Here is a 13,799-nt window from a genome sequence, read left to right as displayed (position 1 = left end):
TATGAGTATCGTCGCACGCATCACCTTGTTGAGTCTGGTCCTGGGCTTGAGTGCGTGTGCGGTCCAGCACCCCACGGGACCGCAAAGCAGCGAGCCGATTCCGACGTTGCCCAACAAACCGCAACACGCAACGCCACACGCCGCGCCGCAGACCTCTCCACAACGTCCGGCGCCAGCAACCGGACCGCAAACCTCCGCCCACTTCGCCCCGCCGCCGGGTGGCAACTGCCACTGGGATTCAAAACTTGGCGTGTATGCACTGGACGACGAACCCAACACCTTCTACCGCCAGCGCACCTACTACCGCTGGAACAACGGCTGGAGCTGGTCGACAGCACGCAGCGGGCCTTGGCAAGAGACCGACGCCACCGGTGTACCACCGGGGTTGAGCCGGCATTTTGGCAACTGAGTAAACGAAAAAACGGCGACCCTGGGTTCGCCGTTTTTTATTACCTAAATTTCAGTCTTTTCCTACATTTTTTTTCTGTACTTATAAGCAAGCCTATAGGAAATTATTGCTGATTAATTTTCGGTATGAATATATGTCCAGGCGTCTTGTATGTTGGCAGCGAGCGGGTCTGCAGCTGGAGAGAACAGTGAGATGTTGGATTGTAATGGGGCTTCTGCTAGTGACTGCAACTCATGCTTTTGCTGAGTCCTGCGATTATACATGGCCGCCTACGGTTGACTTGCCCTATCAGGAGGGTGCCTACACACCTGTCTATTTTTCAAGGTATCAATTTAATCTGCCCAGCAAACCTGATGTATTGTTGAGTGGAGACGGATTTATCGCAAGTTATCCGAATCGAGATTATATAGGTCAGCAGTATGTAGAGCCGCAACCATGGGTCGATCAACTCAACAAGTTTACGTCTCGGCCAGTCAGTGTGGTGGAGTTTTATCGTTTGATATATGGCGTCTCGTCTACTGGGAATCTAAATGTGGATGAGCTGAAAGAAATACAGTTCCAACGTTCACTGCTGAAACTGGATTGCAATGCGAACGTTACAGTGTACCGAGTGGGGGGGGCCGTTGACGTCGTTTTTCAGGCCATGCAGCCAAGGACTAGCTTCCATAAGATTTTGATTTTAAGTGACGAGGGCGTTGAACTTATTACATTGCGGCTCCCCATGGAAGAAGTTATGCACGTGATTGCCAGTATCAAGAGAAGGAGGTAATTAAATGATGGACCTTCAGGATGAAGACGCGCTTCGCGATATATTGATAAGTTGGTACGGTCCTCAGGCGCAGCGTTGGCCGATGAGCGAGTCAATGTTGGATATCGTGATGAAAATTATTGATGAAATACATAATTGTACTGCTACGATGCATTTTGTACCTCACCCAGTCGGGCCGGGGAGTGCAATATCTCAATTGACTAAGTCATACGTCAAAAAGTTCCTGGCAGACGCAAGAGATAATTCGAAGGTTTATCTTATCTGTGCTGGATCAACCATTCTTGATTATAAAACCGTCGTGCATATGGCTGCGGAGGGGTTGTGACTGCGTAAGTAAATGAAAAACGGCGATCCGAAGGTCGCCGTTGTTGTTTGCACGAACTGGCTTATTTCACCTGATAAATCTGATCAAAAACCCCACCGTCACTGAAGTGGGTTTTTTGCACAGTGCGCCAGTCGCCGAAAGTTTTCTCTACCGAGAGGAAGTCGACTTTCGGGAAGCGGTCGGTGTATTTGGCCAATATGGCCGGGTCACGCGGGCGCAGGTAGTTGGCGGCTGCGATTTCCTGACCTTCCGGGGACCACAGGTATTTCAGGTATTCCTCGGCGAGGGCCCGGCTGCCTTTCTTGTCGACCACTTTATCCACCACGCTCACCGGCGGCTCGGCTTCGGCCGACACACTCGGGTAGATCACTTCGAACTGATCGCGGCCAAACTCGCGGGCGATCATTTCGGCTTCGTTTTCGAAGGTCACCAGCACGTCGCCCATCTGGTTGGTCATGAAGGTGGTCGTGGCGGCACGGCCACCCGTGTCTAGCAAAGGAACATGGCTGAACAGTTCACCGACGAATTTTTTCGCCGCGGCTTCATCGCCGCCGTTCTTCAGCGTATAGCCCCAGGCTGAGAGGTAGGTGTAGCGGCCGTTGCCCGAGGTTTTCGGGTTGGGGACGATCACTTCGACGCCAGGCTTGACCAGGTCCGGCCAGTCTTTCAGCGCTTTTGGATTGCCTTTGCGCACGATGAAAACGGTGGCCGAGGTGAATGGCGCGCTGTTGTCCGGCAAACGGGTGACCCAGTTATCGGGCACCAGCTTGCCGTTATCGGCCAGGGCGTTGATGTCGGTGGCCATGTTCATGGTGATCACGTCAGCGGGCAGGCCATCGATCACTGAGCGGGCTTGTTTGCTCGAACCGCCGAAGGACATCTGCAGGGTGAGGTTTTCACTGTGCTCGGCTTGCCAGTGTTTCTGGAAAGCCACGTTGTAGTCTTTGTAGAAATCGCGCATCACGTCGTAGGAAACGTTGAGCAAGGTCGGGGCGGCATGGGCCGCGCTGCCGAAAGCCAGGCCCAAGGCCAGAAGTGAGGCGCCAAAGAGTTTGTTCACTGCGCATTCCCTGTTCGAGTGGTGTAAGGCTGCTATTTGCCGGCGACTATAGCCGGATGCCTATAGTCATTTAAATACTTAAAAGGGATTTGCTTATGCCTTGTCTTCGAATTTGGGAAACAAGGCATTACCGCAGCGCGAGCAGAAAGACGCGTCGGTTTCATGGTCGTTTTTCGTGCACACCGGGCACTCGTGCTCCAGTTGCCCGCTGCGCATGGCGTTGGCCAACTCAGCGGTGAAGATGCCGGTGGGCACGGCGATGATCGAGTAACCGGTAATCATCACCAGCGCCGAGAGGATCTGCCCCAGCGCGGTCTTGGGCACAATGTCGCCGTAACCCACGGTGGTCAGGGTGACGATCGCCCAGTAGATCCCTTTGGGGATGCTGGTGAAGCCGTGTTCCGGCCCTTCGATCACATACATCAGCGTGCCGAACACAATCACCAGGGTCGAGACAGTGGCGAGGAAGACGATGATCTTCTGCTTGCTACCCTGCAACGCCGAGAGCAGGTAGTTGGCTTGCTTTAGGTAAGGGCTGAGCTTGAGCACCCGGAAGATCCGCAGCATCCGAATGATACGAATGATCAGCAGGTACTGAGCATCGGCGTAATACAGCGCGAGGACGCCGGGCACGATTGCCAGCAGGTCGACCAGACCGTAAAAGCTGAAGGCGTAGCGTAGGGGCCTGGGTGAGCAGTACAGACGCAGGGCGTATTCGACGGCAAACACCAGGGTGAAACCCCATTCGATATACGCCAGCATGTCGACATAGTTACTGTGAATGCTTTCGATGCTGTCGATGATGACTACAAACAGGCTGCTCAAAATGATCAGCAGTAAAATTGTGTCGAAGCGCCGGCCCGCTACCGTATCGGTCTGGAAAATGATGATGCGTAGCTGTTCCCGCCAGCTTGTGTTGCTGTCCATGGGCGATTTCCGAATTGAAGATCCGGAGAGCCTAGAAGTTTTCCGGTCACCAGCGCAACCGGTGATCGAGCGCGGACTGGCGCAGCAGGCGGGCACTGGCGTGAACCAGCCAGCAGGCGAGGATAAAAGGCGCGGTTAAAGTGGGTAGGCCCAGCTCGGCAAAACCCGGTTGCAAGACAATGGCCAGCGCAATGGCGAGCAACGGAAGCCAGGGTTTGTTGTGCTGTTGGCTGAACGCCAGACCGGCCAGTGCCGGGTTATAACCGGCCAGCCCGAACAGCGCGGTGGCGGGTTCATGCTGCAGCAGAGCCATCGCGATCCCGCCGGAGCAACCCAGCATGGCCCAACAGACGGCTCGGCAATTGGCGATGAGCAGACCGGCACCGATCATCATCCCGGCCAAGGGGTTATCGAGAAAAAACACTTGGCCCAAACCCTGGGGCAGGGCGTTCAGCAATGTGTTGCCAGCGATGTCAGGGACCGCAGTGTGAGGCTTGGCGAAGATGAGCAACAGCCAGCTGAATAGTACGAAGGGCGCGGTGTAGGCTTTCAGGCAATGGGCCTGACGGGTGCGTTCCAGCCAACCGTGCATCAGCATCGCGCTCAAGCCACCGCTGGCGATGATCAACAACGGCAGCATCGGTGACCAGGGAAACTGACGGCACAGCAGCAAGCCCAGCAGCACGCCGTTGTAGCTGTAAAGCCCGGCCTGGCGATCGGTCTTGTCGTAACCGCGTCGCTGGGCGGTGAGCAAACCCGCCAGCGCGCCCAGTAGTGCGCCGCCGAGCAGGGAAGGTGCGCTCAGCAGAATCGCCAGCAGGCACAACAATCCGCAGAGTGGGTGGCGTTGCAACAGGACTTGGCTGAAGCCGTTGAGCATGGCTTCGGCCCAGTCGGGGCAATTGGGGTGCATGGTGGGTCTCTAGTGCAGCGGAAGGCCGATTCGCAGGCAAGCCTGTTCCCACAGTGGATCTGTGTCTGGCACAGAACTGTAGGAGCTGCCGAAGGCTGCGATTGGCCAGAGAGATCGCAGCCTTCGGCAGCTCCTACAGGTGTTCTATGTATCGCCCACCTACCTGTGAGCAGGCTTGCCTGCGAAGCTTTTTTACTTATCGCGAATCGAGAAATTCGCCATGTGTTCAAGGCCCTTGATCAGCGCCGAGTGGTCCCAATTGCTGCCGCCGATGGCCGCACAGGTGCTGAACACTTGTTGGGCGTTGGCGGTGTTGGGCAGGTTGATACCCAGTTCGCGCGCGCCATTGAGGGCCAGGTTGAGGTCCTTTTGGTGCAGGCTGATGCGGAAGCCTGGATCGAAGGTGCCCTTGATCATGCGATCGCCATGCACTTCCAGAATCTTCGACGACGCAAAGCCACCCATCAGCGCTTCACGGACCTTGGCTGGATCGGCACCGTTCTTCGCGGCGAACAGCAATGCCTCGGCCACGGCCTGAATGTTCAGGGCCACGATGATCTGGTTCGCGACCTTGGCGGTCTGGCCATCGCCATTGCCGCCGACCAGCGTGATGTTCTTGCCCATGCTCTGGAACAGCGGCAGTGCGCGCTGGAACGTCGCTTCTTCACCACCGACCATGATGCTCAAACTCGCGGCCTTGGCCCCAACTTCACCACCGGAAACCGGTGCATCCAGGTATTGCGCACCTGTGGCGTTGACCTTGGCGGCGAAACCCTTGGTGGCGGTCGGCGAGATCGAACTCATGTCGATCACCACCTTGTTCGGGCCCAGGCCTGCGGCAACACCGTCGGCGCGGAACAGCACGTCGTCGACCTGCGGGGTATCGGGCACCATGACGATGATGAATTCTACTTCCTGAGCCACTTCTTTCGGGTTGGCCAGCGCAATTGCGCCCGCAGCGATCAACTCAGGCGGGGCCGGGTCGTGGTGTGCGGAAAGGAACAGACTGTGACCGGCTTTTTGCAGGTTCTGCGCCATTGGCAGGCCCATGATGCCAGTGCCGATAAATCCGATTTTTGCCATGAAGAAAATCCTCTTGTTGTCAGGTATTTCTGTAGGAGCGCGCTTGCCCGCGATAGCGGTATACCTGACACACCGCGTCAAACTGATCGCGGGCAAGCGCGCTCCTACAAGGTTTTGTGTCAAATCACGTTATGGGTTTTCAGCCAGCCAAGACCCGCTTCGGTAGTGGTCAGCGGCTTGTATTCACAGCCGACCCAGCCCTGATAGCCGATGCGGTCCAGGTGTTCGAACAAAAAGCGGTAGTTGATCTCGCCAGTGCCCGGTTCGTTACGCCCAGGGTTGTCGGCCAACTGGATGTGGTTGATCACCGGCAGGTTGCTGGCCATGGTCCGGGCCAGATCGCCTTCCATGATTTGCATGTGATAGATGTCGTATTGCAGGAACAGGTTGCTGCTGGCGACTTTGTCGCGGATCGCCAGGGCCTGAGCGGTGGTGTTCAGGTAGAAGCCGGGGATGTCGCGGGTGTTGATCATTTCCATGACCAGCTTGATACCCGCGGCTTGCAGCTTGTCGGCGGCGTATTTGAGGTTGTCGACAAACGTCGCTTCCACGGTGGCGTCATCGACGCCTTGCGGACGAATCCCCGCCAGGCAGTTGATCTGGGTATTGCCCAGTACCTGTGCGTAAGCGATGGCTAGATTGACCCCGGCGCGGAACTCCTCGACTCGATCAGGGTGGCAAGCCAGACCGCGCTCACCTTTGCCCCAATCGCCGGCCGGCAGGTTGAACAACACCTGAGTCAGGCGATGGGCATCGAGCTGCGCCTTGATCTCGGCGGAGCTGAACTCATAAGGGAACAGGTACTCGACACCGCTGAAACCTGCATCGGCGGCTGCCTTGAAGCGGGCAAGAAAGTCCTGCTCGGTAAACAGCATGGACAGGTTGGCTGCGAAACGCGGCATGGTGGTCTCCGGTAAAAATAGTGGCGGTCAGTCCAACAACGAAATGGCGGTGGGTGCGTCGTCGCCGACCAGGGCCAGGTCTTCGAATTCGTTGATCGCATTGATCTCGGTGCCCATGGAAATATTGGTCACGCGCTCGAGAATGATCTCGACGATCACCGGCACCTTGAACTCTTCGAGCATTTTTTCGGCCTGACGCAGGGCGTCCTGAATCTTGCCCGGCTCGAACACCCGCAGCGCTTTGCATCCCAGACCCTCGGCCACCGCTACATGGTCAACGCCATAGCCTTTGAGCTCTGGCGCGTTGATGTTTTCAAAGGCCAGTTGCACGCAGTAATCCATCTCGAAGCCACGCTGGGACTGACGAATCAGCCCCAGGTACGAGTTGTTCACCACCACATGGATGTACGGCAGATTGAACTGCGCGCCGACCGCCAGCTCTTCGATCATGAACTGGAAATCGTAATCGCCGGACAGGGCCACGACCTTGCGCGTCGGATCAGCTTTGACCACACCCAGCGCAGCCGGGATGGTCCAGCCCAAGGGGCCCGCCTGACCGCAGTTGATCCAGTGCCGCGGTTTGTACACATGCAGGAACTGTGCGCCGGCAATCTGCGACAGACCGATGGTGCTGACGTAGCAAGTGTCCTTACCGAACACCTGATTCATCTCCTCGTACACCCGTTGCGGCTTGACCGGCACGTTGTCGAAGTGGGTCTTGCGTTGCAGGGTGCGCTTGCGTTCCTGGCAGTCTGCAAGCCAGGCGCTGCGGTCTTTGAGTTTGCCGGCGGCTTTCCATTCGCGGGCGACCTCAAGGAACATTTTCAGCGCTAAACCAGCATCGGAAACGATGCCCAGATCCGGGTTGAATACGCGGCCGATCTGGGTCGGTTCGATGTCCACATGAATGAAGCGTCGACCTTCGGTGTAGACCTCAACCGAACCGGTGTGGCGGTTGGCCCAGCGGTTGCCGACGCCCAGTACCACATCGGACTTGAGCATTGTCGCGTTGCCATAGCGGTGGGACGTTTGCAGGCCGACCATGCCAACCATCAACGGGTGATCATCGGCAATGCAGCCCCAGCCCATCAGGGTCGGGATGACCGGGATACCGGTCAGTTCGGCGAACTCCACCAACAGCTCGCTGGCATCGGCGTTGATTACGCCACCGCCGCACACCAGCAATGGGCGTTCAGCCTGATCGAGCAGGGCCAGGGCCTTCTCGATCTGCACCCGGTTGGCCGCCGGTTTGTTGACCGGCAACGGTTGGTAGGCTTCGATATCGAATTCGATTTCAGCCATCTGCACATCGAACGGCAGGTCGATCAGCACCGGGCCGGGGCGGCCGGAGCGCATTTCGTAGAAGGCTTTCTGGAAGGCGTAGGGCACCTGACCCGGTTCGAGCACGGTGGTCGCCCATTTGGTCACGGGCTTGACGATGCTGGTGATGTCCACCGCCTGGAAGTCTTCTTTGTGCATCCGCGCCCGTGGTGCCTGGCCGGTGATGCAGAGAATCGGGATCGAGTCGGCCGAGGCGCTGTAGAGGCCGGTGACCATGTCCGTGCCGGCCGGGCCGGAGGTGCCGATGCACACGCCAATGTTGCCGGCTTTGGTGCGGGTGTAGCCCTCGGCCATGTGCGAGGCGCCTTCGACGTGACGGGCGAGGACGTGATCAATGCCACCGATTTTATTCAGGGCGGCGTAGAGCGGGTTGATCGCTGCACCCGGAATGCCAAACGCGGTTTCGACACCTTCGCGGCGCATCACCAGAACGGCGGCTTCGATTGCTCTCATTTTGCTCATGGTTTTGTGCCTCTTTGTTTTTGTAATTGTATACAAGTTGCTTTCGGCGAAGTGTATTCACGGTAAGGTGGATCGGTCAATCCATTTTTTTGGCGGATTTTTCTTGGCTTGAATCGCTCGTAAGCAGGAGGAATGTGGTGCTTTGGTGGTGATGATCGAATTTATTGTATACAAAAATATTTTGTATTGTGTTCTATTGTTCCTCGTTCGATATTCTCCATCACCTCAGGACGGCACACATGAACGCTTTAACCTTGAAGGTCGCAGTCAATCTGGTTAACCGGGCCATGGCGGCAGGGCGGGAGATTTCCGCTGCACCGCTGACCATTGCGGTACTCGATAGCGGCGGTCACTTGATTACGTTGCAACGCGAGGACGGCGCCAGCCTGCTGCGCCCACAGATTGCCATCGGCAAGGCCTGGGGCGCGGTGGCACTGGGCAAGGGCTCGCGCTTATTGGCGCTGGATGCTCAGACACGACCGAGCTTCATTGCCTCGCTCAATGGTCTGGGGCAGGGCGCATTGGTCCCGGTGCCGGGTGGCGTGTTGATTCGCGATAAACAGGGGGCCGTGATCGGCGCCATCGGCATCAGCGGTGATACCTCGGACATCGACGAGCAATGCGCGATCAGTGCGATAGAGGCATTGGGGTTGGCGGCGGATGCGGGGGTGAGTGCTTGATAGATATCTGAGGGGCACAAAGACCAACTGTAGGAGCTGCCGAAGGCTGCGATCGCCTGCGGAGCGGGCGCTGTGATCCCCCGGGCCTATCGCAGCCTTCGGCAGCTCCTACAGGGTGTGTATGTCGCTGGTGTCACTGATCCAGCTCACACCCTTTGAGCACCAGCCGGATGATGGTCTGCGCGGCGGCTTCGTAGTCGCTGTCGTCGAGTTTGGCTTTGCCAGTGACCGTGGAGATCTGCCAGTCGAAGTCGGCGTAGGTCTGGGTCGCGGCCCAGATGGTGAACATCAAGTGATGCGGGTCGAGCGGTGCGATTTTCCCGTTGTCGATCCAGCCCTGGATACAGTCGATGTTGTGCCGGGCCTGTTCGTTGAGCTGCTCGACCTGCTCGGCGGTCAGGTGCGGTGCGCCGTGCATGATCTCGCTGGCGAACACTTTCGAGGCGAAGGGCAAGTCGCGGGAGATGCGGATTTTCGAGCGAATGTAGCCACTCAGCACGTCAGCCGGCACGCCGTCGCGATTGAAGGGTGTCGACGCCTGCAGGATCGGCTCGATGATGCTTTCGAGCACCTCGCGGTAGAGGTTTTCCTTGGACTTGAAGTAGTAGTAGACGTTGGGTTTGGGCAGCCCGGCCTTGGCGGCGATATCGCTGGTTTTGCTGGCTGCGAAACCCTTGTCGGCAAACTCTTCACTGGCTGCGCGCAGGATCAGTTCTTTGTTGCGCTCGCGGATACTGCTCATAAACCAGAGAATTCCTTGCCTGTGCTGGCGGTTGCGCATGGTAGCACCGGCCTTGCGACAGGCTCAAGAATGCCCGGTAGTACCCTTGGCGCTTGATGCCGGCCAGCCGAGCTGAACAAACACGCCGATGAACCGGTGTCTGACGGTAGCACTGCTAAAGTTCTAGTCAGTATTTCGGCCATTGGCCATTTCCGATGTTCACGCAGCCTGACGTTCGCCCACCGTTGCGGGATGTCGATGTTGACCTGTTGTGAGTGAAAGCATTGATGGAAAACAGACGAAGGAAATTCGGTCTGGTAGTCGGTGTTTTATTGTTTTTGCTATTGGCTATCGCGCTGTTTTTCTACCTGTTCGCCGCCAGGCCCAAACCAAAACCTCCCGTCGCGGGCGAGCCGGTGGCTGCGGTGGCGGTCAAGTTGCAGGACGTACCGGTGTACATCGATGCCTTGGGTACGGTGACGCCGACTCGCAGCGTCACGGTGATCACGCAGGTCAACGGGATTCTCGCCTCAGTCGAGTTCAAGGAAGGCCAGCGCGTCAACAAAGGCCAGGTCATCGCCCGCATCGATGACCGCGCACTCAAGGCCCAACTGGCACAAGCCAAGGGCGTCCTGGCCCACGATCAGGCGGTGCTGACCAATGCTCAGCATGATCTGGCGCGTTTTCGCCAACTGGTCAAGATCGGCTCCACCAGCCAACAGACGCTGGATACTCAGGCTTCTCTGGTGCAGCAACAACAGGGCACCGTCGCCGCGGATTTGGGTAGCGTGCAAAACCTCGAGGTTCAGCTCAGCTATTGCACCATCAGGCTGATGATCAGAATCGGCGCATCCGCCGGGTTGACCTTGCGATAGGTCGGATTACCCGCCAGGTCGCTTGGCAGGTTGGTCCGTGCCGCGTTGATGGCCGCCTGAACATCGCGAGCCGCGCCGTCGATATTGCGATCCAGCTCGAATTGCAGGGTGATCCGGGTCGAGCCCAGGGTGCTGACCGAGGTCATCTGCGTGACCCCGGCGATCTGTCCGAACTGGCGTTCCAGCGGCGTCGCCACTGAGGTGGCCACGGTGTTTGGGTCGGCACCGGGCAACGAGGCGCGGACACTAATGGACGGGAAGTCCACCTCAGGTAAAGGCGCCACCGGCAGCAACAGGAACGCCAGCGTGCCAAACAGCGCCAACCCTACCGCCAGCAGCGTGGTGGCGATGGGACGCTGGATAAACGGCGCGCTGAGGTTCATTGCCGCTCGTCCGTCGCAACAGGACGCCTACTGAAGCGCTGTTCCAATTGATGCATGGCGAGAAAGATCACCGGCGTGGAAAACAACGTCAGCAACTGGCTCAGCAACAGACCGCCGATGATACCCAAGGGTTGCTCAGCCAGGGCAGCGTGGCGCTGGTGCAAAGCCTGGGCGGTGGTTGGCAGGTGGATGAGAAGTCTTTGTCGGATCGCTGAAGGTCCTGCCGGTCGCCCGCGCGCCCCGTCTCGACGCCGCGCTGTCGCGCAGCAAACTCGGTCTTGATTCTGCCCGGAGGGCGGAGCTGACTTTGCTTACATGCTGTTTGGGGCTACCTCGTCGTTGGGGAGTGCTGTCTACCATCAGCCATTTAGAACGTTTATGTATTTCAGTTATTTATATAGACCCGTTCCGCATATCTATAGCGCCCTATAAGTGGCGATGTCATCCAGAAAATATTGGATAGCGTAATTTATGGCGTTATCACAGAAATAGGTTCTGTGTTGACTCCTGTGTGGCGTGGTTTAGCGCTCGCCAGCACTGCTCGACTGACATCTTGTCGGTCCATGTCATCTGGATAGAATCGGCCCATGAGTTTTAAACATCCCTTTCTATTTCGGAGCTTTGACCATGATGAACGCTATGCAGATGCCAATGAACACCGCCATGCCGATGATGCCAATGATGGGCATGCCGATGATGATGGCGACCATGACCTGCGACATGCAGAGCGACAGCATGATGTGCACCATGATGCCCGCTGCCGGCATGGACATGGCGATGTTCAAGAACAGCGCTGAAATGATGTCGATGATGATGACCTGCGGCATGCCGATGATGATGCATTGCAGCAACATGTCGATGATGTGCATGTCGGAAGCTGGCATGGAAATGATGCCGACCATGAACATGATGATGCCGATGGGCATGCCCATGCCGGTCATGAAGTGCGTGATGGAGTGCACCGTTGAAGCCGATTGCATGAAGTGCACACTCATGCCGATGCCGGGGATGAGCATGGACATGATGAAAAACTGCTGTGCCTTGCTGATGAAAATGATGAACGAGTGCAGCATGCCGATGATGATGAGCTGCAATGGCATGCCGGTTATGTGCTGCACCTGCTGATACATCAGTAGCGGTATCAAACACAAAAGCCCGACAGATATCCCTGCCGGGCTTTTGTATTTTGCGTTCTATCAATCCAGCCGTTCGGGATAGATCGTCACCAGAAAGGCGATGGCCTCGCGGTCGGCGGGGTTACGGTAGCGGTGCGGCTGGTCGGCGTAGAACAGAATTGAATCCCCTGTCGACAGCAGGTAGCGCTCATCGTTGACGCTGATCTCCAGTACGCCTTGAGACACCACCAGATTTTCTTGTACCCCCGGCCCGTGACCGTCCGATGCCTCTTCACCCAAGGCGCTCAGGCGGATCTCATAAAACTCTACCTGGCGGGTCCTGTCGTAAGGGAACAGCGCACGACTGACGAACACACCGCTGGCGCTGACCAGACGTTTACTCTGTTGCGCCGGAAGCAGTTCGACACCTTCGCAAGCGCGGTCTTCCAAAAAAGCCGCGACTGAAACCTTCAAGCCCTTGGCAATCTTGCACAGTACTTTGATCGACGGCACGCTGCGGCCGGACTCAATTTGCGCGAGCATGGCGCGACTTACACCGCAGAGCCGCGCCAAGGCGTCCAGAGACAAGTACCGCTTGCTGCGCAACCGTTGCAGGTTTTGAGCGACTTGCTGACCGATCAGATCATCGTCGAACGTTCCGCTATCGTTCGTTTGTGCCGATGACACTTCCTTGTTTATCACGGTATGCAAAGCGCTCATGACCTCAAGCCTGCCGGGTATCACTGGACTTGACCGCCTGCACACTTTGAGCTGCGGCATAGCTGGCTCTGACGGCGTACATCGTCCACATCAGCTCTGCCAAGCGGCGCGCCTGACGGCGTTTACGGTAGCTGGTGAAGTCGATGACGTTATCAGATGGGCTCATGGGGCTGCTCTCAGAAGGGTGAATAGCTAACTGAGGCCCACAGTACTGCGTGGCGACTTAGATCTATAAATACTTAATTTTTATTTGTTAATGCTATTTAGTAATTAACGGGTTCGACGCCTAACGCAACCGTTGATAGGCCAATAAATGATGCGACGGTGATTTATTTAGGCGAGATATCGAAGTCGAAATATTTTTTGGCGATGCGTTCATACGTGCCGTTTTGGTGAATTCGCTGCAGCGCCTGGTTGATCTCGCCAGCCAAGGCGGTATCGCTTTTGCGTAAGCCGACCCCCGTACCGGGGCCGAATATTTCAGGTGATTTGACGACGCTCCCTGCATAACCAAAACCTTTTCCGATCGGCTTTTTGAGCAGACCTTCGGAGATGGCTATCGCATCGTCGAACGCGGCGTCCAACCGACCATTGATCAAGTCCGAATAGGTCAAGTCACTGCTTTGATAAGGCACGATCTCCACACCTTTCGAGCCCCACATCCGCTTGGCGTAGACTTCGAACACACTGCCTTGCTGCACACCGATGCGCTTGCCGCGCAAGGATTCGGCGGTGGGTTGCAAGACACTCCCTTCAAGTGCCACCAGGCGCGCCGGTGTGTCGTACAAGGTGTCGGAAAAGGCTATTACCGTTTTGCGCTCTTCAGTGATCGACAGGGCAGAAAGAATCCCGTCGAACTTCTTGCCTTCAAGCGCGGAGACCATGCCATCGAAGGCGTTTTCCACCCACACGCAATGACGCTTCAACTCGCTGCAGAGGCTTTCACCCAATTCAATGTCGAAACCCGTCAGCGAGCCATCCGCTCGCTTGGACTCGAAGGGTGGATAGGTGGGGTCAACGCCAAAGCGCAGATCCTCACTGGCTCCCCACGTCACAAGTGGAACAGCCACCAGCAGCAAACCGACCAGACATTTTTTCATCGACAGGGTATCCA

17 protein-coding genes and 1 pseudogene are annotated in these 13,799 nt (G+C 57.0%); 6 read left to right on the top strand and 12 right to left on the bottom strand.

Annotated elements, in window-relative coordinates:
* The first annotated feature begins 1 nt into the window (after position 1).
* The 3 genes from AC1MEE_RS16630 (at position 2) to AC1MEE_RS16620 (ending at position 1,503) form a co-directional block, all read left to right on the top strand.
* Positions 2 to 409 carry a hypothetical protein gene (locus AC1MEE_RS16630; RefSeq protein WP_480410698.1) on the top strand — a complete coding sequence of 136 codons (408 nt, stop codon included), beginning with the start codon at positions 2 to 4 and terminating at the stop codon, positions 407 to 409.
* A 220-nt stretch (positions 410 to 629) separates the two neighbouring features.
* Positions 630 to 1,178, top strand: coding sequence for a hypothetical protein (locus tag AC1MEE_RS16625; protein WP_480410697.1), 549 nt, complete (start codon positions 630 to 632; stop codon positions 1,176 to 1,178).
* A 4-nt stretch (positions 1,179 to 1,182) separates the two neighbouring features.
* Positions 1,183 to 1,503, top strand: coding sequence for a hypothetical protein (locus AC1MEE_RS16620; protein WP_480410696.1), 321 nt, complete (start codon positions 1,183 to 1,185; stop codon positions 1,501 to 1,503).
* A 61-nt stretch (positions 1,504 to 1,564) separates the two neighbouring features.
* Here AC1MEE_RS16620 and AC1MEE_RS16615 read toward each other — a convergent pair whose 3' ends face one another.
* The 6 genes from AC1MEE_RS16615 to gcl all read right to left on the bottom strand — a co-directional run bounded on the left by AC1MEE_RS16615 (position 1,565) and on the right by gcl (position 8,191).
* Complete coding sequence (locus tag AC1MEE_RS16615) at positions 1,565 to 2,563, bottom strand: sulfate ABC transporter substrate-binding protein (protein WP_480410695.1); 999 nt, start codon at positions 2,561 to 2,563, stop codon at positions 1,565 to 1,567.
* Positions 2,564 to 2,656: 93 nt separating this feature from the next.
* Positions 2,657 to 3,490 (bottom strand): ion transporter, encoded by an 834-nt coding sequence (locus AC1MEE_RS16610; RefSeq protein ID WP_480410694.1) that lies wholly within the window; start codon positions 3,488 to 3,490, stop codon positions 2,657 to 2,659.
* A gap of 46 nt (positions 3,491 to 3,536) precedes the next feature.
* Positions 3,537 to 4,403 carry an urea transporter gene (locus AC1MEE_RS16605; protein ID WP_480410693.1) on the bottom strand — a complete coding sequence of 289 codons (867 nt, stop codon included), beginning with the start codon at positions 4,401 to 4,403 and terminating at the stop codon, positions 3,537 to 3,539.
* A 192-nt stretch (positions 4,404 to 4,595) separates the two neighbouring features.
* Positions 4,596 to 5,486 carry a 2-hydroxy-3-oxopropionate reductase gene (locus AC1MEE_RS16600; protein WP_480410692.1) on the bottom strand — a complete coding sequence of 297 codons (891 nt, stop codon included), beginning with the start codon at positions 5,484 to 5,486 and terminating at the stop codon, positions 4,596 to 4,598.
* 119 nt (positions 5,487 to 5,605) lie between these two features.
* On the bottom strand, positions 5,606 to 6,388 hold the full coding sequence (gene hyi, locus AC1MEE_RS16595) for a hydroxypyruvate isomerase (RefSeq protein WP_480410691.1): 783 nt from the start codon (positions 6,386 to 6,388) through the stop codon (positions 5,606 to 5,608).
* Positions 6,389 to 6,415: 27 nt separating this feature from the next.
* Positions 6,416 to 8,191, bottom strand: coding sequence for a glyoxylate carboligase (gene gcl / locus AC1MEE_RS16590; RefSeq protein ID WP_480410690.1), 1,776 nt, complete (start codon positions 8,189 to 8,191; stop codon positions 6,416 to 6,418).
* A 239-nt stretch (positions 8,192 to 8,430) separates the two neighbouring features.
* Between gcl and AC1MEE_RS16585 the strand changes: the two genes are divergently transcribed.
* Entirely contained in the window at positions 8,431 to 8,871 is a 441-nt protein-coding gene (locus tag AC1MEE_RS16585) for a GlcG/HbpS family heme-binding protein (protein ID WP_480410689.1), read from the top strand.
* Positions 8,872 to 9,004: 133 nt separating this feature from the next.
* Here AC1MEE_RS16585 and AC1MEE_RS16580 read toward each other — a convergent pair whose 3' ends face one another.
* Positions 9,005 to 9,613, bottom strand: coding sequence for a TetR/AcrR family transcriptional regulator (locus AC1MEE_RS16580; RefSeq protein WP_480410688.1), 609 nt, complete (start codon positions 9,611 to 9,613; stop codon positions 9,005 to 9,007).
* Positions 9,614 to 9,879: 266 nt separating this feature from the next.
* Here AC1MEE_RS16580 and AC1MEE_RS16575 point away from each other — a divergent pair, with 266 nt between their 5' ends.
* Positions 9,880 to 10,467: an MdtA/MuxA family multidrug efflux RND transporter periplasmic adaptor subunit gene (locus AC1MEE_RS16575; protein ID WP_480410687.1), complete on the top strand. Its 588-nt coding sequence runs from the start codon at positions 9,880 to 9,882 to the stop codon at positions 10,465 to 10,467.
* Here AC1MEE_RS16575 and AC1MEE_RS16570 read toward each other — a convergent pair.
* Positions 10,419 to 10,850, bottom strand: a pseudogene (locus tag AC1MEE_RS16570) (efflux RND transporter permease subunit); the annotation flags it as partial. The gene AC1MEE_RS16575 and the pseudogene AC1MEE_RS16570 sit on opposite strands and share 49 nt — an antisense overlap.
* Here AC1MEE_RS16570 and AC1MEE_RS16565 point away from each other — a divergent pair.
* Entirely contained in the window at positions 10,850 to 11,065 is a 216-nt protein-coding gene (locus tag AC1MEE_RS16565) for a hypothetical protein (protein ID WP_480416390.1), read from the top strand. The pseudogene AC1MEE_RS16570 and the gene AC1MEE_RS16565 overlap by 1 nt on opposite strands.
* 393 nt (positions 11,066 to 11,458) lie before the next feature.
* Here the strand turns inward: AC1MEE_RS16565 and AC1MEE_RS16560 are convergent, their stop codons facing one another.
* The 4 genes from AC1MEE_RS16560 to AC1MEE_RS16545 all read right to left on the bottom strand — a co-directional run bounded on the left by AC1MEE_RS16560 (position 11,459) and on the right by AC1MEE_RS16545 (position 13,785).
* On the bottom strand, positions 11,459 to 11,968 hold the full coding sequence (locus tag AC1MEE_RS16560) for a hypothetical protein (protein WP_480410686.1): 510 nt from the start codon (positions 11,966 to 11,968) through the stop codon (positions 11,459 to 11,461).
* A 78-nt stretch (positions 11,969 to 12,046) separates the two neighbouring features.
* A complete protein-coding gene (locus AC1MEE_RS16555; protein ID WP_480410685.1) occupies positions 12,047 to 12,685 on the bottom strand; it encodes a helix-turn-helix domain-containing protein in 639 nt (212 codons plus the stop codon).
* Between the two features lie 4 nt (positions 12,686 to 12,689).
* Positions 12,690 to 12,851 (bottom strand): hypothetical protein, encoded by a 162-nt coding sequence (locus AC1MEE_RS16550; protein ID WP_480410684.1) that lies wholly within the window; start codon positions 12,849 to 12,851, stop codon positions 12,690 to 12,692.
* 163 nt (positions 12,852 to 13,014) lie between these two features.
* Positions 13,015 to 13,785 (bottom strand): ABC transporter substrate-binding protein, encoded by a 771-nt coding sequence (locus tag AC1MEE_RS16545; RefSeq protein ID WP_480416249.1) that lies wholly within the window; start codon positions 13,783 to 13,785, stop codon positions 13,015 to 13,017.
* Between the last annotated feature and the right edge of the window lie 14 nt (positions 13,786 to 13,799).

Source organism: Pseudomonas sp. ASL3, assembly GCF_056680425.1.
The sequence above is the reverse complement of the archived record's forward strand: the minus strand, read 5'-3'. Positions and strand labels throughout refer to the sequence as shown.